The organism is Streptomyces sp. YGL11-2, assembly GCF_050054615.1.
Taxonomy (GTDB): domain Bacteria; phylum Actinomycetota; class Actinomycetes; order Streptomycetales; family Streptomycetaceae; genus Streptomyces.
This window is the reverse complement of sequence record NZ_JBNHIN010000009.1, coordinates 184,139-203,199: the sequence shown is the minus strand read 5'-3', so window position 1 is coordinate 203,199 and position 19,061 is coordinate 184,139. Positions and strand designations below refer to the sequence as shown.

At 71.9% G+C, this 19,061-nt stretch carries 18 protein-coding genes and 2 tRNA genes; 4 read left to right on the top strand and 16 right to left on the bottom strand.

Features of this window, described 5'->3' with window-relative positions; translation table 11 throughout:
• Window positions 1–85: 85 nt before the first annotated feature.
• Together ACO1BR_RS13410 and ACO1BR_RS13405 are read right to left on the bottom strand one after the other, a co-directional pair.
• Window positions 86–2,041, bottom strand: a complete 1,956-nt coding sequence (locus tag ACO1BR_RS13410) for a S53 family peptidase (RefSeq protein WP_426795277.1) — start codon at window positions 2,039–2,041, stop codon at window positions 86–88.
• A 350-nt stretch (window positions 2,042–2,391) separates the two neighbouring features.
• Window positions 2,392–2,464: transfer RNA gene (locus tag ACO1BR_RS13405), tRNA-Ala, on the bottom strand.
• A gap of 214 nt (window positions 2,465–2,678) precedes the next feature.
• On the opposite strand from ACO1BR_RS13405, the gene ACO1BR_RS13400 reads away from it, so the two are divergent.
• A complete protein-coding gene (locus ACO1BR_RS13400; protein ID WP_426795276.1) occupies window positions 2,679–4,076 on the top strand; it encodes a glycosyltransferase 87 family protein in 1,398 nt (465 codons plus the stop codon).
• A 391-nt stretch (window positions 4,077–4,467) separates the two neighbouring features.
• Here ACO1BR_RS13400 and ACO1BR_RS13395 read toward each other — a convergent pair whose 3' ends face one another.
• Both ACO1BR_RS13395 and ACO1BR_RS13390 read right to left on the bottom strand, forming a co-directional pair.
• Window positions 4,468–4,701, bottom strand: a complete 234-nt coding sequence (locus ACO1BR_RS13395; protein ID WP_018538025.1) for a hypothetical protein — start codon at window positions 4,699–4,701, stop codon at window positions 4,468–4,470.
• 3 nt (window positions 4,702–4,704) lie between these two features.
• A complete protein-coding gene (locus ACO1BR_RS13390; RefSeq protein WP_426795315.1) occupies window positions 4,705–4,950 on the bottom strand; it encodes a hypothetical protein in 246 nt (81 codons plus the stop codon).
• Window positions 4,951–5,330: 380 nt separating this feature from the next.
• Here ACO1BR_RS13390 and ACO1BR_RS13385 point away from each other — a divergent pair, with 380 nt between their 5' ends.
• A complete protein-coding gene (locus ACO1BR_RS13385) occupies window positions 5,331–5,708 on the top strand; it encodes a hypothetical protein (protein WP_426795314.1) in 378 nt (125 codons plus the stop codon).
• Between the two features lie 117 nt (window positions 5,709–5,825).
• Here the strand turns inward: ACO1BR_RS13385 and ACO1BR_RS13380 are convergent.
• From ACO1BR_RS13380 to ACO1BR_RS13350, 7 genes are all read right to left on the bottom strand, one after another.
• Window positions 5,826–5,898, bottom strand: a tRNA-Ala gene (locus ACO1BR_RS13380).
• A 110-nt stretch (window positions 5,899–6,008) separates the two neighbouring features.
• Entirely contained in the window at window positions 6,009–6,662 is a 654-nt protein-coding gene (locus ACO1BR_RS13375) for a histidine phosphatase family protein (RefSeq protein WP_426795313.1), read from the bottom strand.
• Window positions 6,659–7,093 (bottom strand): ribosome silencing factor, encoded by a 435-nt coding sequence (rsfS, locus tag ACO1BR_RS13370; RefSeq protein ID WP_426795275.1) that lies wholly within the window; start codon window positions 7,091–7,093, stop codon window positions 6,659–6,661. The genes ACO1BR_RS13375 and rsfS overlap by 4 nt, the downstream gene beginning before the upstream one ends.
• Before the next feature lie 185 nt (window positions 7,094–7,278).
• Window positions 7,279–9,099, bottom strand: coding sequence for a LytR C-terminal domain-containing protein (locus tag ACO1BR_RS13365; protein WP_426795274.1), 1,821 nt, complete (start codon window positions 9,097–9,099; stop codon window positions 7,279–7,281).
• A 24-nt stretch (window positions 9,100–9,123) separates the two neighbouring features.
• Window positions 9,124–9,735: a nicotinate-nucleotide adenylyltransferase gene (nadD, locus tag ACO1BR_RS13360; protein ID WP_159503794.1), complete on the bottom strand. Its 612-nt coding sequence runs from the start codon at window positions 9,733–9,735 to the stop codon at window positions 9,124–9,126.
• 52 nt (window positions 9,736–9,787) lie between these two features.
• Window positions 9,788–9,949: a hypothetical protein gene (locus tag ACO1BR_RS13355; protein WP_426795273.1), complete on the bottom strand. Its 162-nt coding sequence runs from the start codon at window positions 9,947–9,949 to the stop codon at window positions 9,788–9,790.
• Window positions 9,950–10,093: 144 nt separating this feature from the next.
• Window positions 10,094–10,246: a hypothetical protein gene (locus ACO1BR_RS13350; RefSeq protein ID WP_426795272.1), complete on the bottom strand. Its 153-nt coding sequence runs from the start codon at window positions 10,244–10,246 to the stop codon at window positions 10,094–10,096.
• 131 nt (window positions 10,247–10,377) lie between these two features.
• Between ACO1BR_RS13350 and ACO1BR_RS13345 the strand changes: the two genes are divergently transcribed.
• Window positions 10,378–11,463, top strand: a complete 1,086-nt coding sequence (locus ACO1BR_RS13345) for a M48 family metallopeptidase (protein WP_426795271.1) — start codon at window positions 10,378–10,380, stop codon at window positions 11,461–11,463.
• On the opposite strand, the gene ACO1BR_RS13340 is transcribed toward ACO1BR_RS13345, so the two are convergent.
• The 5 genes from ACO1BR_RS13340 to proB form a co-directional block, all read right to left on the bottom strand.
• The gene (locus tag ACO1BR_RS13340; protein WP_426795270.1) at window positions 11,426–12,553 is read right to left on the bottom strand and encodes a hypothetical protein; all 1,128 of its coding nucleotides are present in this window, start codon (window positions 12,551–12,553) and stop codon (window positions 11,426–11,428) included. The genes ACO1BR_RS13345 and ACO1BR_RS13340 overlap by 38 nt on opposite strands.
• Before the next feature lie 59 nt (window positions 12,554–12,612).
• Window positions 12,613–13,233, bottom strand: coding sequence for a hypothetical protein (locus tag ACO1BR_RS13335; protein WP_426795269.1), 621 nt, complete (start codon window positions 13,231–13,233; stop codon window positions 12,613–12,615).
• A gap of 86 nt (window positions 13,234–13,319) precedes the next feature.
• Window positions 13,320–14,588: a glutamate-5-semialdehyde dehydrogenase gene (locus ACO1BR_RS13330; protein WP_426795268.1), complete on the bottom strand. Its 1,269-nt coding sequence runs from the start codon at window positions 14,586–14,588 to the stop codon at window positions 13,320–13,322.
• A gap of 126 nt (window positions 14,589–14,714) precedes the next feature.
• Entirely contained in the window at window positions 14,715–15,212 is a 498-nt protein-coding gene (locus ACO1BR_RS13325; RefSeq protein ID WP_426795267.1) for a hypothetical protein, read from the bottom strand.
• A 212-nt stretch (window positions 15,213–15,424) separates the two neighbouring features.
• Window positions 15,425–16,549, bottom strand: a complete 1,125-nt coding sequence (gene proB, locus ACO1BR_RS13320) for a glutamate 5-kinase (protein ID WP_426795266.1) — start codon at window positions 16,547–16,549, stop codon at window positions 15,425–15,427.
• 359 nt (window positions 16,550–16,908) lie between these two features.
• On the opposite strand from proB, the gene ACO1BR_RS13315 reads away from it, so the two are divergent.
• On the top strand, window positions 16,909–18,996 hold the full coding sequence (locus ACO1BR_RS13315; protein ID WP_426795265.1) for a hypothetical protein: 2,088 nt from the start codon (window positions 16,909–16,911) through the stop codon (window positions 18,994–18,996).
• The last annotated feature ends 65 nt before the right edge of the window (window positions 18,997–19,061 follow it).

The window sequence follows — 19,061 nt, the reverse complement described above, 5'->3', positions numbered from 1 at the left end:
GCCCCGCGCCCGTTGCGCCACGCTCCGCCACCGCCGTGCCCAGGAGGTCACGGATCACGCGGAGCGGTGGCGCGGGCCCCTGGCATCAGGGGCGGTAGGAACTCACATATCCGGCGCCCGGCGAGCCCACGCCGGTGACGTTGTCGTATCCGACGGTCGCGTGCAGGGAGCTGTCCTGCCCCAGGGTGCGCAGCGACGTCGTGGTGCCCTTGGCGGCGTCCGCCCCGTTGACGTAGTCGACACGGACGACCGCCAGGCCACGGCCGGCACCCAGGGGGTGGTCGGTGACGTCGTGGTACGCGGCGGTGCCGTAGCGCTGGTAGATGGCGGGGTTGGCGAAGCCGATGGCGATACCGTGCCGGGCCTGCTGCGCCAGCGCCTGGACGCCCGCGATCACCGGCGCCGCCAGGGAGGTGCCGCCGATGCGGTACTCGTCATAGCCGGGCTTGCCGTTGGGCAGGGTCTGCGTCTGGCCGACCAGGAAGCCGGTGTTGGGGTCCGCCACGGCCGAGATGTCCGGAACGGTCCGCATCGCACTGCCACCGTTGGCCTTCGCCAGCCCGTCCGGGACGACACCGCGCTGGTAGAAGGGCTGCGGGACGCTCTTGCTGGTGCCGCCGCCCGCGCCGCCGTTGAAGGTGCCGGGGAAGTCGGCCCAGTCGCCATCCTTGGAGAGCACCGACTTCTGGGTGCCCCAGCCGGTCTCCCACTGGTACGTGTTGCCCTTGCCGATGGCCAGGGAGGTGCCGCCGACCGCGGTCACCCACGCGGAGTTCGCCGGGGTGCCCACCTGCTTGGAGCCGGTCTTGGCGACCTCGTCGCCGTCGTCACCGGAGGAGAAGTAGAAGCCGATGCCCTGTACCGCGCCCTGCTGGAAGAGCTGGTCGTAGGCGGCGGCCACGTCCGGGGTCTCGTTCGCCTCGACGTCGCCCCAGGAGTTGGAGACGATGTCGGCGAGGTGGCCGTCGACGACCTTGCCGAGCGAGTCGAGCAGGTCGTCGTCCTGGCAGGAGGCGGAGCCCACGTAGACGATGTCGGAGGCCGGGGCGACCGCGTGGACGGCCTCGACGTCGAGGGTCTCCTCGCCGTACCAGCCGGCCGCACCGCAGTCCGCGATGTGCGTGTAGTCCTTGGGCAGCACCTGCGACAGCTGGCCCTTGCGGTAGCGGGGGTCGCCGTTGCGGTGCGCGTAGGTGTCCGCGTCCTTGGCGATGGTCGGCGAGGCGTACGCGTCGGTGATCGCGACGGTGACGCCCTTGCCGGTCCAGTTCTTCGCCCCGTAGGCGGCACGCAGCTGCTTGCCGGTGTAGCCCTTGATCGCGTACGGCGCCTTGCCCCCGAAGGCCGACGGCAGGCCGGTGTTCGTCCGGGAGCCGTAGTACGAGGAGAACGGCCCGGCGTTGCGGAAGACCGGGGAGGGCGGCGGCAGCTGGGCGGAGTGGTGCTGGGCGAACCGCGGCGCGTTGTCCAGGCCGGTGACCGTCAGGACCGCGTCGGACACCGAGCCGGGCGCGGAGGCGGTGGCCGACGGCGCGTGGTAAGTGTGGCCGTTCTTGCGGTAGTTGTGCAGGTCGGTCGCGAAGGCCCGCTGGGCGGCAGCCGCGTCGCCCTTGACCGTGACAAAGCGGTTGGTCGTTCCGGTGACCGTCAGGCCGGACTTTTTCAGCCAGGCGGTCACCCTGGCTATCTGGTCCTTCGTCGCACCGTAGCGGGCACGCACCTGGGCGGGGCTCAGGTACTTCCCGTACGCGGCGGAGTGCGGGTCCGACACGGCCTTGGCGTACTCCGCGAGGCCCTTGGCGTCGCGGCCGGCCAGGTAGACCCGGGCGGTGACGCCCGTGGAGTCGGCGGCGGCACCCTGGTCGGCCTGCTCGGTGGCCCACTGCGGCTTGGTGCCCTGCAGTGCGTGCCGGCCCCCGTCGTGGCCTGCGGCGTCGGCGGCCGGCGCGCCCAGCGCCAGCGTTCCGGCGACCAGCGGCAGCGCCGCTGCCCAGGCCAGACCGGCACGTGCGCGCGGCGATCTGGTACGGCTTGCTCTCATGTAACCCCCTGCTGTGGCGATGCGGTGCGCTGCGTGGTGACGCGCTGCGCCGGTGCGCCGATGCGCGGCACCTCACGAGCGGTGAATGCGTTGGATGTGACGGTCACGCGATTCGCCACTCTTTCGGTGAACGGTTCATGTCAGGGATATGCGATCACCAAGAAGAGACCAAGGAACGGCAATGTCCGGGTAGGGGTGACGTCTGAGAGGACGCCCAACTCGCCCTGGCGGACGCCTCGATGACCGGATATCAGCGCAACCCCGGAGGTACGTACCCGCCCTGGGCGCCGCCGCCGGGCAACGCGCAGCAGAGCGGGCCGTCCATATCGGACGACCCGCTCTGTCTTCTGTGGAGCTAAGGAGAATTGAACTCCTGACCTCCTGCATGCCATGCAGGCGCTCTACCAACTGAGCTATAGCCCCAGGTCTTGTTCCGCTGCGGCTTCCTTCCGGCTCCCCGCTGCGGCATCGCCTACATTACACGGACCTCCCCGCCTTCTGCCAAATCGCCCGCCCGCCACCCGACCACCGCCCCCGGACGAGGCCCTTCGGGCCGCAGCGCCCCCGAGGGCCCTCCGGCGGGACCCGAGGTACTGTCGGCGAGCCGTGCCCGATTCGTCCAGGGAGCCCGTACGCCGTGACCGCGCCGGAGCTGGAAGCGCCCACCGACCCCCGCGGTCCGCGCCCCCTCGTGGGCGCCGTCCGCCGCCACCCGACCCTCGCGGCGGCACTGGCCTGCCTGGTCTCCTTCGCCGCCTTCTGGGTCGTCCAGCGGCTGGCGCACGTGTCGATGATCGACCTCATGGTCTACCGCGCCGAGGGCTGGACCGCCCGCAACGGCGAGGACCTCTACGACATGGTGGCCACCTCCGCGCATCTGCCCAACACCTATCCGCCCTTCGCCGCGCTGCTGTTCATACCTCTGACCTTCTTCGGCGTCGGGACGATGCGCACCCTCGCCACCGCCGGCAACCTCGTCCTGCTCGTCGCCGTCGTCCACCTCTCGCTGCGCCTGGTGGGACGGCCCCGGCGGCTGCCCCGGCCCGCCGCCACGCTGGCGCTCTCCGCGCTGCTGGTGTGGTGCGAGCCGGTCTGGACGACGCTGCGCTACGGCCAGATCAACCTGCTGCTCGCCGTCATGGTGCTGTGGGACCTGACGCGCCGGGACGGCAACCGCTGGGCGGGTATAGGCATCGGGATCGCGGCCGGCATCAAGCTGACCCCGGCGCTCTTCGCCGTCTTCCTCGCCCTGGCCGGTGCGGTCCGCGCCGGCCGGATGCTCCGCTCCGGCGCGGGCCGGCGCGCCGCCTGGAACCCCTGGCTGCGGCAGGCCGCGGTCGCCACCGGGACGTTCTGCGCCACCGTCCTCCTCTCCGCGATCGCGCTGCCGCGCGACTCGCACCGCTTCTGGACGCAGATCGTGTTCGCCGCCGACCGGGTCGGTGAGGTGGAGATCACCGCGAACCAGTCGCTGCGCGGCGCCCTGGCCCGGCTGCTGCACACCGACACCCCGGGCGCCGCCTGGTTCGCCCTGGCCGCCCTGACCGCGGTGGCCGGGCTGGCCCTGGCCGCCGGGTCGCTGCTGCGCGGCCAGCGCTCCTGGGCGACCCTCGCCTGCGCCGCGACCGCCCTGCTCGTCAGCCCGATCTCCTGGTCCCACCACTGGGTGTGGGGCGTCCCGATGCTGATCCTGCTCGGCTCCGAGGCCCTGGAGAACACCGGCGCCACCGCGCGCCGCTGGTGGGCGGTGACCGCCGTGATGGGGCTGATGTTCTGCTCGTTCGCGCTGTGGTGGGTGCCGCACCGCTGGCATCAGCACGCGGAACTGCACCAGAACGGCGGCCAGATGCTGCTCTCCGCCGTCTACCCGCTCGCCGGGCTGACGCTGCTGGCACTGGCCGCGGTCCGGCTGCGGCGGCTCACCCGGCGCGACACCCGTGGCGGCGCCGGCGGTCCCGGCGACATCGACGCGGACAGTGACGGTACCGGCGACGGCACCGGCCCCCGTCAGGCCGCGGTCGCCGGCGATATCTGAAGCCGGAGCGCCCGCCGCGCAATTGACCGGCGCCCGCTCCGGCTCTCCCCGACCCCACGGGCTCTGACGCCCCCTTGGGCCTTGACGATCCCACGGACCCTGACGACACCACGGGCGTTCCCGGCCCGGCCCGCGCGCCCCGCACGGCCGACCCCCCGGCGCGCCGCGCACCGGCACGATGCGCGTTCTCCCCTGTCCGTCATATCCGCCCCCGTCACGCTATACCGTGCCGCCGCGGCCGATTCCGGCGGCGGCTCGTACTGCGGGAACGCACGGCCGTTCCGCGGGAGTTCCGGATCACCGAAGACGATCGAAACCGTTCACCGCTGACCGGCGCCGCTCGAAAACGACCGCGTGACGGGAGTGCGCGGCCCGGCCGACGGGACCCAACTCACGCCGTGGCGAACGAATAGAACCGTTTCAGCGTGCAGTGCTCGTCCAGCAGCCGGCCGTAGATCGGCTCCCCCTCAAGCTCCCGGTAGGTCTCGATGGGGTCGCCCTTTATGACCAGGGCGCGGGCGCATTCCTCGCACCAGTACTGGTAGTCGGCGTTGACCGGTTCCATGTCCCGGACGATCGGCGTACCGCTGCCGCACCAGTCGCATTTCCTGCTGTGGGCGCCCATCCATCAGCTCCAACTGTGGCCGCAGGCCGTACAGACGAAGGAAATCCCCCCGTTGTCGCCCAGCACCTGGGCGACGTGAGAGGAACCGCACGAGGGGCACTGGAGAGCGGAACCCTCACCACCGCACGCGGAAGCCGGACCGTCGACAGGGCAGGTGAAGCGGAGCGCGTATTCCGGCAGCCAGTCATAACCCTGCGCCTCGGCCACTTCGAGGAGGTCGTTGACCTCCTCAAGGATGCTCGTGGGCATCGCGATCTCTCCTCCCCTGGCGGCGCCGTCCGATTCTGCCACGGACCGCCCACCGGGTCAGGACCGCCGTCCCGTCACCCCGGCCGCCCGGCCGCACACCGGCGCGCCGGCCCGCGCGAGAACGCTCCCCCACAGTGCCCGCGCTGCACCGCCCACCCCCTCGACCGCCAGCCGATTCAGGAAGACCGTCCCGAAAAGCGCCGTTCCCAACAGGAGTCCGACCTGGTTGACGGTCACCACCAGCCCGCTCGCATCCGCCGCGTCCTCCCGGCGTACGGACGCCTACGCGGCGGCGTTGTCAGTGCCATCGCCTTTCATGGCAGGTGGAGTTGACGGGGTACCGGCGGATGCCGGCGGCGCCCCTGAGGTGAGGGTGGCCGCTGATCGCCCGGCTGTCAGGGGCCGGTGAGGAGTTCGCGGGCCTGTGGGCGGGCGGGGATGTCGCGCCGCACGGCACCCACATGAAGGTGATCCGGCACGCCTCGGTCGGCGAGGTGCGGCTGGTATCGACGTCGCTGGTGGTGGGCGTGGCCCCCGAGACCCGGATCGTGGTCTACACCCCGGCCGACGAGGAGAGCCGCAGGCTGACGGCGGTGCTGCGCACGGTCCATGACCCGGTCCTCGGCGGCCCGGCGCATCGGCGGCCCGCCTCCGAGGCCGTGGCGGAGCTGGAGCGGACAGGAGGGAGGAAGGCGAAGGCGAAGGCGAAGGAGGGGCGGAAGGGGGAGGGCAGCGAGGCCGCGTCGTCGCTGCGCTGACCGGCGGTGCGCGCCAACTCCCGGGCTCGCGGCTCGAAGCGCGCAGCCGCGCCGCACCGGGCCGGGCGCCGTAACGCAAAGATCCCGCCTCTGCTGGAGACGGGATCTTCCGGGTTGTGGAGCTAAGGAGAATTGAACTCCTGACCTCCTGCATGCCATGCAGGCGCTCTACCAACTGAGCTATAGCCCCGGGTCTTGTTCCGCCCCTCCGGGTTTCCCCCGGCGGCGCCGCGAACAAGAAGAACTTTAGCCTGCGACCTGCCCAGATGTGAAATCCGGTGGGCCGCCCTCGCCCGGGGCTCAGGCGTCGTCGCCGAGCACCGGCTCCGGGAGGGTGCCGGCGTTGTGCTCCAGCAGCCGCCAGCCGCGGGCGCCTTCGCCCAGGACGGACCAGCAGCAGTTCGACAGACCGCCCAGGCTCTCCCAGTAGTGGGAGTCCAGGCCGAGCATCCGCCCGATGGTGGTGCGGATCGTGCCGCCGTGGCTGACGACGACCAGGGTGCCCTCGTCGGGCAGCTTGTCGGCGTGGTTGAGCACCACCGGGGCGGCCCGGTCGGCGACCTCGGTCTCCAGTTCGCCGCCACCGCGGCGCACCGGCTCACCGCGCTTCCAGGCGGTGTACTCCTCGCCGTACCGCGCCAGGATCTCGTCGTGCGTCAGGCCCTGCCAGGAGCCCGCGTAGGTCTCCCGCAGTGCCGGGTCGTGCGTCACGTCGAGACGGGTCAGGGCGGCCAGCTCGCGGGCGGTCGCCGCGGCCCGGCGCAGATCGGACGCGATGATGGCGTCCGGCCTCAGGGCGGCGAGCAGCCGGGCCGAGCGCTGCGCCTGGGCGAGGCCGGTCTCGGTCAGCTCGATGTCCGTCGAGCCCTGGAAGCGGCGCTCCAGATTCCAGGCCGTCTGGCCGTGGCGCCACAGGACGACGCGGCGGCCCCGGCCGCCCTTGGTGCCGTTCAGAGCAGATCTCCGTCCTCGTGGCCCGCGGTGGCCTCGGCGTGCGCGGCGGCCTTGCCGCGGGTGGCCTTGGCCTCCTCGGGGAGGTCGAGCTCGGGGCAGTCCTTCCACAGGCGTTCGAGCGCGTAGTACACCCGCTCCTCGCTGTGCTGGACGTGGACGACGATGTCGACGTAGTCGAGCAGCACCCAGCGCGCTTCCCGGTCGCCCTCGCGGCGGACCGGCTTGGCACCGAGCTCCTTGTTGAGTCGTTCCTCGATCTCGTCGACGATCGCCTTGACCTGACGGTCGCTGGGCGCGGAGGCCAGCAGGAAGGCGTCGGTGATCGAGAGGACGTCACTGACGTCGTAGGCGATGATGTCGTGCGCGAGCTTGTCGGCCGCTGCCAGAGCGGCGGCGTTGATGAGCTCGATGGAACGGTCCGTGGCGGTCACAAGCGGCTTTCCGGGTCGGGGGGTGCCTCTCCGGCCGGGGCAGTGGGCGCGCGGCGGAGCCGGGGCGCGCCGCGGCCCGCCGGTCGGTCGGATCAGCGGTCAGGTACCCCTCAAGGGTCTCACGGACCACCGACACTCCCGGCGGGCTTTTCGGGCCCGCCGGTCGGTGCCGGTGTTCGACCAGGTCAGCCCTTGTAGTCCTGGCCCAGGACGACGCCGATGTCCGCGTTCGAGGCGACCTTGCCCTGCGTGACCGCGCCGGCCGGGAGGCCCAGCGTCTTGGCGACCTCGGCGGCCTTCGCCTTCTGTGCGGCGTCCGCGTACGTCACCTGGGAGGTGGCGGCCGTGGTGTCGCTGCCGCCGTCGACGAAGGTGTAGCCGCCGTTGAGGAGGGCGACCTGCGCCTTGCCGGTGGCGGCCTTCTCACCGGAGGCGTTGCGGACCGCGACCCGGGGGGTCGTGCCAGAGGCGGTCTTCTTGACCGTGCCGCCCAGGACGTCCTTGACGACACCGGCCGCCGCGGACGGGCTGAGCGTCCCGTCGGCCTGCACGGGCAGCGTCGTGGTGGTGTAGGCGCCGGTCTTCGCCAGCTCCGCCCGCTGCGCCAGCGAGCTGCCGAGCTGGGCCTCGGTGAGCGGCGGGTCGAGCACCTGGAGGAGCGTCTTCACGGTGGCGGTGGCGCCGTCCGCGTCGCTGGAGACCTTCTTGAGGGTGGCCTGCATGACCTGCCCGAACCGCGCCAGCTGCTTGGTCTCGCTCTCGCCCGGCCCCTGGTAGGTGGCGTAGGCGACGGCCGCCTGCCCGTTGAGGGTCTGGGCGGAGCCCTGCTTGACCAGCGGGGAGTCGTCCTTCTTGGCGCCCGGTACGGCGGTGTCGGTGTCGAGGCTGATGCCGCCGACCGTCTCGACCAGGTTCTCCAGATAGGGGGTGTCGAGCCGCCAGCTGGCCTTGAGGTCGGCGCCCAGGAGGGTGTTGAGGGACTCCCGGGTCGGGTCGGTGCCGTCGTCCTTGACGGACTTGCCGAGGGTCGTGGTGGTGCCGTCGTCCTTGCTGACGATGAGGTTGTTGGGCAGCAGGAGGGTGGTGCCCTTGTGGGTGGTCTCGTTGTCCACGAGGAGGGCCGTCGAGCTGTTGCCGGTCTTGATGTCCCGCAGGTTCACGACGAGGACGTCCCTCTTCTGCGCGCCGGCCGCCGTGTCGGCGGCGCCGCCCGCGCCGGAGAGCCCCGGCAGTTTGCCGGCCCACCACAGGTAGCCGACCCCGCCGGCCACGAGGAGGGCCAGCACGACCGACAGCGCGACGATCCGGCTGCGCCCGCGCCGCTTGGCCTCCTCGCGCCGCTCGGTGCGGCTCTCGGTGAACTTCAGCCAGTCGATGACGTCCTCGGAGTCCTCGTCCGGCTCCTCGATGAACGAGAACTGCTCGGTGCCGTGGTCGGGCGCCGCGGACTCCGCCCCGGTGCGCTCGGCCTTCTCGGCGCCGGCCGGCGCGGCCGGCGCCTCGGGGCTCCGCTGCGGCGCCCCGGCGTGCTGCTCGCCGTAGGAGAACTGCTCGGGTACCTGCTCGTAGGCCGGCTGCGGCGCCTGCTGCGGGATCCACTCGCCCTGGTGGGGCCGGTGCGGCTGCTGCTGCGGCTGCGCGTACGGGTCGTACTGCTGGGGGTAACCGGGCTGCTGCTGCACCTGCCCGCCGCCGTACTCATAGCCGTACTCCGGCTGCGCCTGGTACGGCTGCCCGCCCTGGCCGGGCTGCGCGCCGTAGGGGTCGTAGCCGTCGTGGACCGGCGGCGCGGTCTGCTGGGCCGGCTGCCCGTAGGGGTCGTAGTGCTGCTGCTCGTACGACGGCTGCGGCACCTCCTGGTGCAGCGGCCGGCCGTAGGCGTCGTAGGCGTTGTAGCCCTGGCTCTGCTGTCCCTGCTGTCCCTGCTGTCCCCGACCCTGCCCGTGGGCATACGGGTCGTGGGCATACGGGTCCTGCGGACCGTACGGATCGTGTCGGTCACTCACCGGTACCCCTTTCCGTCAGCCCCGTCAGCGATCGTCGCGGTACAGCTGCTTCTTGTCGATGTAGCGCACCACACCGTCCGGTACGAGGTACCAGACCGGATCCCCCTGGGCGACGCGCGCCCGGCAGTCGGTCGAGGAGATGGCCAGCGCGGGCACCTCGACGAGGGACACCGCTCCCTCGGGCAGCCCGGGGTCCGCGAGGACGTGGCCGGGCCGGGTCACCCCGATGAAGTGGGCGAGCGAGACCAGCTCCGCAGCATCGTGCCAGGTCAGGATCTGGCTGAGCGCGTCGGCGCCGGTGATGAAGAACAGGTCCGCGTCCTGATGTTCCGCGCGCAGATCACGCAGCGTGTCTATCGTGTACGTCTTGCCGCCGCGGTCGATGTCGATGCGGCTGACGGAGAACTGCGGGTTCGACGCGGTCGCGATGACCGTCATCAGATAGCGGTCCTCGGCCGGGGACACCTTCTTGTGGCTCTTCTGCCACGGCTGCCCCGTGGGCACAAAGATGACCTCGTCGAGGTGGAACTGGCTGGCCACCTCGCTCGCGGCGACCAGGTGTCCGTGATGGATCGGGTCGAACGTGCCGCCCATCACTCCGAGTCGCCGCTTCACGGGTCCTGTGTGCTCTCCCATGCGTGCAGACCCTACTTGGCCAGACGCGTTGCCGGGGGCCGGGTGTTCGGGCTCAGTGGTCGCGGTTGAAACGGGTGGTGATCCAGAGCAGGAGAAGCAGGACGAAAAGGGCGCCGCCGCCGGTGATGAACGGGTTGAGGCTGTCGTGGTTGCCACCCTTCATCCCGCCTTCGGCGAGGGTGACCAGGGACTGTGCGGTGGAGTGCAGACTCATCGTTGGCAGGACCAATCCGGGCGGGTTTCGGACAGAGGCTTCCGCCACATCGTAAGCGCCACGTCACCGGGGGCTCACGCCGACTCCACCCGACGCCGCCCGGGCGGCGTCGGCGCTGGTCGCGAGGGTGGCCCCGACCGGTCCTCAGTCCTGGTTGCCGTATCCGCGCAGCAGCAACCACGCGAGCAGCGCGGCGCCCACGACGCCGACGATGATCACGGTACGCAGGAGCCAGCCGGGGCCGCCTCCCCTGGAGGTCTCCTCGGCGGCGGCGAGCAGCAGGGTCGGATACGGCATGGCGGTGGCTCCCTATTGTGGCGGCCTGGTCGGTCGTTCGGTGCGCTCGCCAGCGTACGCCCGAGCATCCATTCCGCTGTCAGTGGCGTCCTCTAGGCTGAACACACGCAGTCGAACAGGGGGAGGCCCCAATGACGGAGAGCCCAGACGGCAGCGCCAACGTACCGAGCCGGGACCGCAGGCGGTTCCCCGGTATCTCGTCGCGGTCCTACGAGCACCCGGCGGACCGCTCGGCGCTGGTCGCGCTGCGCAAGCTGAGCGGGTTCGACACCGTCTTCAAGACGCTCAGCGGCTTGTTGCCGGAGCGCAGCCTGCGGCTGCTCTTCCTGTCGGACTCGGTCCGGGTCGGCGAACAGCAGTTCGCCCACCTCAACGACATGCTGCGGGACGCCTGCCACATCCTGGACCTGGAGAAGGTCCCGCCGATGTACGTCAATCAGGACCCGCAGCCCAACGCCATGTGCATCGGCCTGGACGAGCCGATCATCGTGGTCTCGACCGGCCTCGTCGAGCTCCTCGACGAGGAGGAGATGCGGGCGGTCATCGGCCACGAGGTGGGCCACGCCCTCTCCGGGCACGCGGTGTACCGCACCATCCTGCTGTTCCTGACGAACCTGGCGATGAAGGTCGCGTGGATCCCGCTGGGCAATGTCGCGGTCATGGCGATCGTGACGGCGCTGCGCGAGTGGTTCCGCAAGTCGGAGCTGTCCGCGGACCGCGCCGGCCTGCTGGTCGGCCAGGATCTGCAGGCGTCGATGCGCGGCCTGATGAAGCTGGCCGGCGGCAACCACCTGCACGAGATGAACGTGGACGCGTTCCTCAAGCAGGCCGAGGAGTACGAGGCCGGCGGCGATCTGCGGGACTCCGTGCTGAAGATCCTCAACCTCCTCCCGCGCAGCCACCCGTTCACCACCGTGCGGGCGGCCGAGCTGAAGAAGTGGGCGGAGAGCCGCGACTACCAGCGCATCATGGACGGCCACTACCCGCGCCGCGACGAGGACAAGGACGCGTCGGTCTCCGACTCGTTCAAGGACTCCGCCACGCACTACGCCGAGTCGGTGCGCAACAGCAAGGACCCGCTGATGGGCCTGGTCCGCGACATCGCGGGCGGTGCGGGCGACCTGGGCGGCAAGCTGCGCGACACGGTCTTCGGCTCGCGTTCCGAGGGCTCCGGCGGGGCTAACGGATCGGATGGCTCGGGTTCGGCTGGGAAGTAGCCGAAAGCTCGCCGCAGACGGAGGCGTTGGGCCGGCCGGTGGCGAAGGGGTCGGTGCCGGCGGGACGGTCGGTGCCGGCGTGCTGCCCCGCGAGCAGCGGACGCAGCACGTCGGCCGGGTTGGACGAGCAGGACAGCGGCCCTGCCTGGAGGCTGCTCTGGAGCACTTCCAGGCGGTGGTCGTTGAGGTCGTCGCGGCTGAGCCGGAAGTGCATCTCGCGCCGGACGGTGAACAGCGAGGCGGCGCCCGGCGTCGGCGTGCCGGTCTGCTGTCCCGCGGCGGCGTCCTGCGGGGCGCCGGCGACCGGCCGTACGGCGTAGACGAAGGTGTAGTCGGCGGTGACGTCCAGCGCGTCCTGGCTCAACTCCGCCGCGGACAGCGTGCCGTTGACCCGGACGTTGCGGTCGGCGAGCTCGGTCTGCTTGGGGTCGAAGCGGACCAGCCAGCCGGTCGCCGCATAGCTGCCGTTGTCGTCGGGGCGCGCCATGCTCCGGTCGAACTGGTCGAGTTGTCCGGTGTCCAGCAGCAACCTCACCGGCCGTGCGGACCCGCCGGTGAGGGTGACCGGGTCCACCGACGAGCGGACGATGTAGTCCTTGGCGATGGTCAGCGCGGTGACGATCTGGCCGTCCGAGAAGTGCGCGCTGCGCTCGACGTCGGGGAGGTTGACGCCCGCCGCGCCGATCCGGAAGTCCGCCGCCGGGCTGTGCGCGAAGAGGTCGGCGGGGGTCGCGCCCGGTACGATCCCGGGCGGCGCCAGCGGCACCACCGCGGACCGCAGCGGCTGCGTCCGGACCGGCTCCGGGGCCTTGTACGGGTGGCGTATGCCCATGTAGACGGCGGTGCCGAAGGCCAGCACGATCAGCAGCACCAAAAGGATCGCCTGGCGGGAGCCGCCCAGCCGCAACCATGCGTGGCGGGTCCGTACGGCCGGTGAATGGTGCTCGCCGAGCCGCTCGTCGGCGGAGAATTCCTGCAGGCGTGCAGCGCGCACGAACGACTCGTCGAAGACAACGGATCGGTACTCGTCGTCACCGCCTCCCGGGGCGCCGTCGGGCGTCCCTTCGGGAGGGTCACCAGGCCCGCTCATACAACAAGGGTAGGTCTGCCGAGGCGAAGGTAAACGCCGGGAGCCGCCACAACTTCACGTCATTGCGGCCGGGGCACGGCGGAGGACGACGGGCGCTGCGGCACCGCGGATGCGGGCGGTGGCAGGCCGGGGCGGGGCGTGTGCACGGTGTTCGCGCCGCCGGTGGGCGGGGTGCCGGTGGCTGGTGCGTCCACGCCGCTGGTGCGGGCCGGCGTCGCCGGGCTCTGGGGGCGGCCGGCGACCCCTCGGTAGACGGCGCTGAAGGCCAGCGCCACCAGCCCGATGCCCATCACCACGGCGAGCACCCAGGCCATGGGGCGGTGCCAGCGAGCGCTGCCGCGGTACGGGCGCAGGGACCCGCCGTAGGGGCCGTACGGGCCGTCGGACGGATATCCGTCGTCGTAGACCCCATGGCCACCGGGCGCCGGATAGTCGAAGTCGTCGCCGTCCGGCCCGAACCCGGGCCCCGGGCGGGCCGCCGCCTCCGCCTCCGCGCGCGCCTCGGCCGCGGCCAGCATCCGCTCGACCGCCGAGGGTTCGTGGATCGTCGCGGCCCGTACGAATTCCTCGTCGAAGACCACGGAAGCGAAGTCCTCGTCCGCTTTTCCGTGGCTCCCGTGGTGGTGCTCGTCGGGCTCCTCGCCGTCCGGGAACGGCGTGCCCCCCACGTCGTCCGGCACCCGTCCAGGGTAGCCCCGGCCGGACCGTTTGGGCAGAGAGCGGAGCGACCGAACAGCGCGCGGAACGGGGCCGTCCGCGGGGCGGTTCAGCGGGTGTGGCCGTCGCCCGTGACGATGTACTTGGTGGACGTCAGCTCCGGAAGACCCATGGGGCCACGGGCGTGCAGCTTCTGGGTGGAGATGCCGATCTCGGCGCCGAAGCCGAACTGGCCGCCGTCGGTGAAGCGGGTCGAGGCGTTGACCGCGACGGTCGTGGAATCCACCAACTGGGTGAATCGGCGAGCGGCCGCCTGCGAACCCGTGACGATGGCCTCGGTGTGGCCCGAGGTCCAGCGCCGGATGTGCGCCACCGCCGCGTCCAGGTCGGGCACCACGGCCGCCGCGATGTCGTACGAGAGGTACTCCGTCGCCCAGTCCTCGTCGGTGGCCGGGGCGACCAGGCCGGGGCCCGCCTGCTGCCAGGCCGCGTCGCCGTGCACCACGACACCGGCCTGGGTCAGCGCCTCCAGGGCGCGCGGCAGGAACTTCTCGGCGATCCCGGCGTGCACCAGCACCGTCTCGGCGGCGTTGCAGACGCTGGGCCGCTGTGCCTTGGAGTTGACGAGGATGTCGATCGCCATGTCGAGGTCGGCGGCCTCGTCGACGTACACATGGCAGTTGCCGGTGCCGGTCTCGATGACCGGGACGGTGGACTCCTCGACGACCGTGCGGATCAGGGCGGCGCCGCCGCGCGGGATCAGCACGTCGACCAGGCCGCGGGCGCGCATCAGCTCGCGCACCGAGTCCCGGCTCTCCCCGGGCACCAGCTGCACCGCGTCGGCCGGCAGCCCGGCGCTCTCCACAGCGCCGCGCAGCACGTCCACCAGCGCGCTGTTGGAGGCGTAGGCGGAGGACGAGCCGCGCAGCAGTACGGCGTTGCCGGACTTCAGGCAGAGCGCGGCGGCGTCCACCGTCACGTTGGGCCGGGCTTCGTAGATGATCCCGATCACGCCGAGCGGGACCCGGACCTGGCGCAGGTCGAGGCCGTTGGGCAGGGTCGAGCCGCGCACCACCTCACCCACCGGATCGGGCAGCGCCACGACCTTGCGGACGTCGTCGGCGATGGCCGCGATCCGCTCGGGGGTGAGGGTGAGCCGGTCCACGATCGAGCTGGAGGTGCCGGCGGCCCTGGCCTTCTCGACGTCCTGGGCGTTGGCGGCCACGATCGCGTCGGTGTGCGCCACCAGCGCGTCGGCGATGGCGAGCAGCGCCCCGTCACGGGCCGTGCGCGGCAGCGGCGCCAGGACGGCGGCGGCTTCCTTGGCGCGGCGGGCGGTGTCGAGGACGGGCGAGGACTGCGATGCACTGCTGGTCATGGCCGCAGCCTAGCGCCGCCGCGAGCCACGGCCACGCCGCATTCCACAGAGCGGGACACCGGTATCACCGGTGGAACGGGGCTGGGGAAAACCCCGCGGGCCCGGCCATGACCCGTCGGGCAGGCCCTAGTAGGGATGGACCCCGACCGGTGACGCCGGCGGCGGGCCGTAGCCCTCGGCGACGCGCTGGTGGTAGGTCTCCCGGTCGATGACCTCCAGGCCGACGATCTCCCACGGGGGCAGCTTGGCCGTCGAGCGGTGCTCGCCCCACAGCCGCAGGGCGACCGCGGCGGCGTCGTGCAGGTCCCGGGCCTCCTCCCAGTAGCGGATCTCCGCGTGGTCGTTGGCGTAGCGGCTGGTCAGCAGGAAGGGATGGTCGTGGGCGAGTTGCTCCAGCGACCGCCGGACCTCCTTCAGCGGGGCCTCCGCGCCCGAGACGCTGAGGGTGATGTGCCACAGCCGGGACGCCTCGCGGCGCTCGCCCGCCGGTGCCGGCCGCGTGGTCCCGTCCCGCTCCGCGCACCGGTCGTCCGCCGGCCGGGCGGCTTCACCGCCGGTCCCGACGCTGGTCAGGGTGCGCTCCGCCGTCCCTCGGGGCGGTGCCCCTGGGCGCCCTCGTCTCACCGGCGGCCTCCTGTGATGCGAATCGCTCCGCCCCGGGGGTGCGGAGCCGACTGGTGCGGTCGTTCTTCGGCGTCTGCGCTCGCGCGCTGCGGGCGCCGCTCCCCTACGGCGCCCCCGCAACAAAGTTGACCAGTCCGCGGCCCGTCGCGGGGGCGTTTTGCCGAAGGTGCCCTTGGAAAGGCCGGTGCGGGCCGGTCCCGGACGGGCCCGCCTCAGTGGTGCAGGAGCACCAGGTCGTCGCGGTGCACGACTTCGCGCTCATACGCCGGTCCGAGCTCGCGGGCCAGATCCCGGGTCGAACGGCCAATCAATCGAGGGATTTCCCGGGCGTCGAAGTTGACGACCCCGCGGGCGACCGCACGGCCGTCGGTGTCCCGCAGCTCGACCGGGTCGCCGGCGGAGAACTCCCCCTCCACGGAGGCGATGCCGGCCGGCAGCAGCGAGGAGCGCCGCTCGACGACGGCTCGCACCGCCCCGTCGTCCAGTACCAGCGCGCCGCGCGGCGCGGAGGCGTGCGCCAGCCACAGCAGCCGGTCGGCGGAGCGGCGGCCGGTGCGCAGGAAGTGGGTGCCGGTGGTGCCGCCGGCCAGCGCGTCCCCGGCGTGCACGGCGGAGGTCAGCACGACGGGGATGCCGGCCGCCGCCGCGATCCGGGCCGCCTCGACCTTGGTGACCATGCCGCCGGTCCCGACCCCGGCCTTGCCCACGCTCCCGATGGAGATGCCCTCCAGGTCCTTGGGGCCGCTGACCACCGCTATCCGGGACGTGCCCGGGGTGGACGGGTCGCCGTCGTAGAGGCCGTCCACGTCGGACAGCAGGATCAGCAGGTCGGCGCGGACGAGATGGGCGACCAGGGCGGCCAGTCGGTCATTGTCGCCGAACCGGATCTCGTCGGTGGCGACGGTGTCGTTCTCGTTGACGATCGGCACCGCCCCCATGGCCAGCAGCTGGTCGAGGGTGCGGTACGCGTTGCGGTAATGGGCCCGGCGGGCGGTGTCGTCGGACGTGAGCAGCACCTGGCCGACCCGGCGGCCGTAGCGCGCGAAGGAGGCGGTGTAGCGGGCGACCAGCAGGCCCTGGCCGACGCTGGCGGCGGCCTGCTGCCGGGCCAGGTCCCGCGGGCGCCGCTCCAGGCCCAGGGGGGCGAGGCCGGCCGCGATGGCCCCGGAGGAGACCAGCACGATCTCCTTGTCCTGATGTTTGGCCAGCACGTCCACCAGCGCGTCGACGCGGTCGGCGTCCAGCCCCCCGGCGGCGGTGGTCAGCGAGGAGGAGCCGACCTTCACCACGATCCTGCGGGCGTCCGCGACGTCCTGCCTTGCCCCTGCCACCTGCATACCCCTGTGCTCGCCGATCCCACTGCCGTACGAATTCCGTACAGCCGCAAATCTACGGCAGCGATCGCTTCGGACGCTTCGGCATATCGCCTGGCGGACGTCCCGGCGGACACCGGAGGCCCGCCTCCCACTCCTCTGACAGAATTTTTGTTAAGACGGTACGAGAGGCCAAAAGGTTGCGTTCGATTGGTTCGCTTTCGCGATGAAGAGAGCCACAGCAGATTGTCACCAAGGCCAACAAGGTCATACGGTCGGGTGTCCATCGGTCCCGTTTCGTCGCACTTGCGGCGTCGCAGCGCGGGACCCGGACACCGTCCCGGCCTCCCCCCGACCTTTCTTGCCGCCAGGAGCCCTCTCCCGTGCCTTCCGCCGGAATCGCCCCCAGACGAGCCGTGCAGCTCGCGGCGCTCTTCGCGATGATGGTCGCGTTCATCGCCCAGCTCATCGGCGCGCTGCTGCCCGTCATTCCGCTGTTCATCGCCGCGTCGGTGGTGAACCTGGGTCTCGACCTGGTCCTCCAGCACCAGCAGCCCGGTCTGCTCTCCGTACTCGGCCGGATCCGCTTCGACGTGACGGTGCGTCAACTGCTGCGGGACATGGTGATACTGGTCGGCCTGCTGCACATCGACGGCATCAACCCCCTGGAGGAGCAGGCACCGCTCACCATCACGCTGCTGCTCTTCTACGGCACCCACTTCGTGTGCCAGACGGTCGCGGTCCTGGTCCGCAGGGCCCGCACCCTGCCGTTCGTCACCCGCAACATCGACGCGAGCGCGCTCGCGCTGACCGACGCCCCGCCGCGGCTGCTCTTCCGGCAGACCGGCCGGCGGCTGCTGCGCTTCTCGGTGCCCACGACGGCGGGCATGATGGTCACCGCGGTCACCGGCAACGCCTACTGGGGCGGCCTCGGCATCGCCGTCGCGCTGCTGCTGTCCGCCGGCGGCACCCTCTACCTGAGCACCTGGCTGCTGCCGAAGAAGCGGACCCTCGACGAACAGCAGGCCCTGGCCTGGCTGGACCGCTGGCTGGCCGCCTACCGGCCGACGGTCGGCATGTACTTCTCCGGCGGCTCGACCTCCGCCTACCAGGCCAACATGTGGCTCGGCACCCTCGCCGAACTGGGCGGCAACCCCGTCATCGTGCTCCGTGAGCGCTTCATGGTGCAGAAGATCGAGGCCACCGACATCCCGATCGTCTGCATCCCGAAGGTCGCCCACCTGATGCGCCTGGAGCGCTCCACCCTCAAGGTCCTGCTCCACCCGGCGAACTCCGGCAAGACCTCGCAGATCCTGCGGATCCCCTCCATCAAGCACGCCTTCATCAACCACGGCGAGAGCGACAAGCTCTCCTCCTGCAATCCGTACGCGAAGGCGTACGACGAGGTGTGGGTGGCCGGCCCGGCGGCCCGGGACCGCTACCAGCTCGCCGACATCGGCGTCGAGGACAAGGACGTCGTCGAGGTCGGCCGCCCCCAGCTGGCACCGATCCGGCCCTACGAGGGCGCCCCGCTCGGCCGGTTCACCACGGTGCTGTACGCGCCGACCTGGGAGGGCTGGGACGGCAACCCGGGCAACACCTCGGTGATCCTGGCCGGTGAGAACATCGTCCGCGCCCTGCTCGCCGACCCCAAGGTGCGACTCCTGTACAAGCCGCACCCGATGACCGGCTCCGTGGACCCGCGCGCGGGCGCCGCCGACTCCCGTATCCAGGCGATGATCGCGGAGGCCAACGCCCGGCGCGGCGGTGCACTGCCCGGCCCCGAGGCCGCCGCCGAACTGGCTCGCCGCACCATGGAGTTGGACCGGCTGACCACCGCCGACTTCCGCGCCAGCGCCGACGAGTTGGAGCGGATGCGGCTCCAGGGCACCCCCGAGGAGGGCCGCGCCGCCGCCGTGGACGCCGCCGTCGCCGCCTGGGAGGACGCGTACTGGAACTCCGTCCCCGAGTGGGAGCACCTCGTCGTGACCGCCGCCCGCCCCGGCATCTTCGCCTGCTTCAACCGGGCGGACGTGCTGATCAGCGATGTCTCCAGCGTCGTCTCCGACTACCTGACCAGCGAGAAGCCGTACGCGGTCGCCAACACCTCGGGGATGGACGAGGACGACTTCCGGGCGCACTTCCCGACGGTGCGGGCGGCGACCATCCTGACGCCGGACGCGGAGGGGGTGGCCGGCCTCCTGGACACCGTGCGCCAGCCGGAGCGGGACGCCCTGGCCGCGGCCCGCGCCGAGCTGAAGGAGCACCTGCTCGGCCCGTCCGACCCGCCGTCGGCGGTCCGCTTCGAGAAGGCCGTGCGGAACCTGTGCACCAAGGCCGACGAACGCCGGGTGCGGATGGAGAGCCGACTCTCGGGCATCCCCGTGCAGCGCTCGCAGCGGGGCCTGAACGCCGCCGGGACGGCCGGGCAGGGCGCGGGCGGCGCCCCGGACGCGACGGCCGCCGTCTGACCCGCAGCGGGCCGCTCAGGGCCACGAACGCTACGGGACAGGCCCCCGGGAGGAGCGCTCCTCCC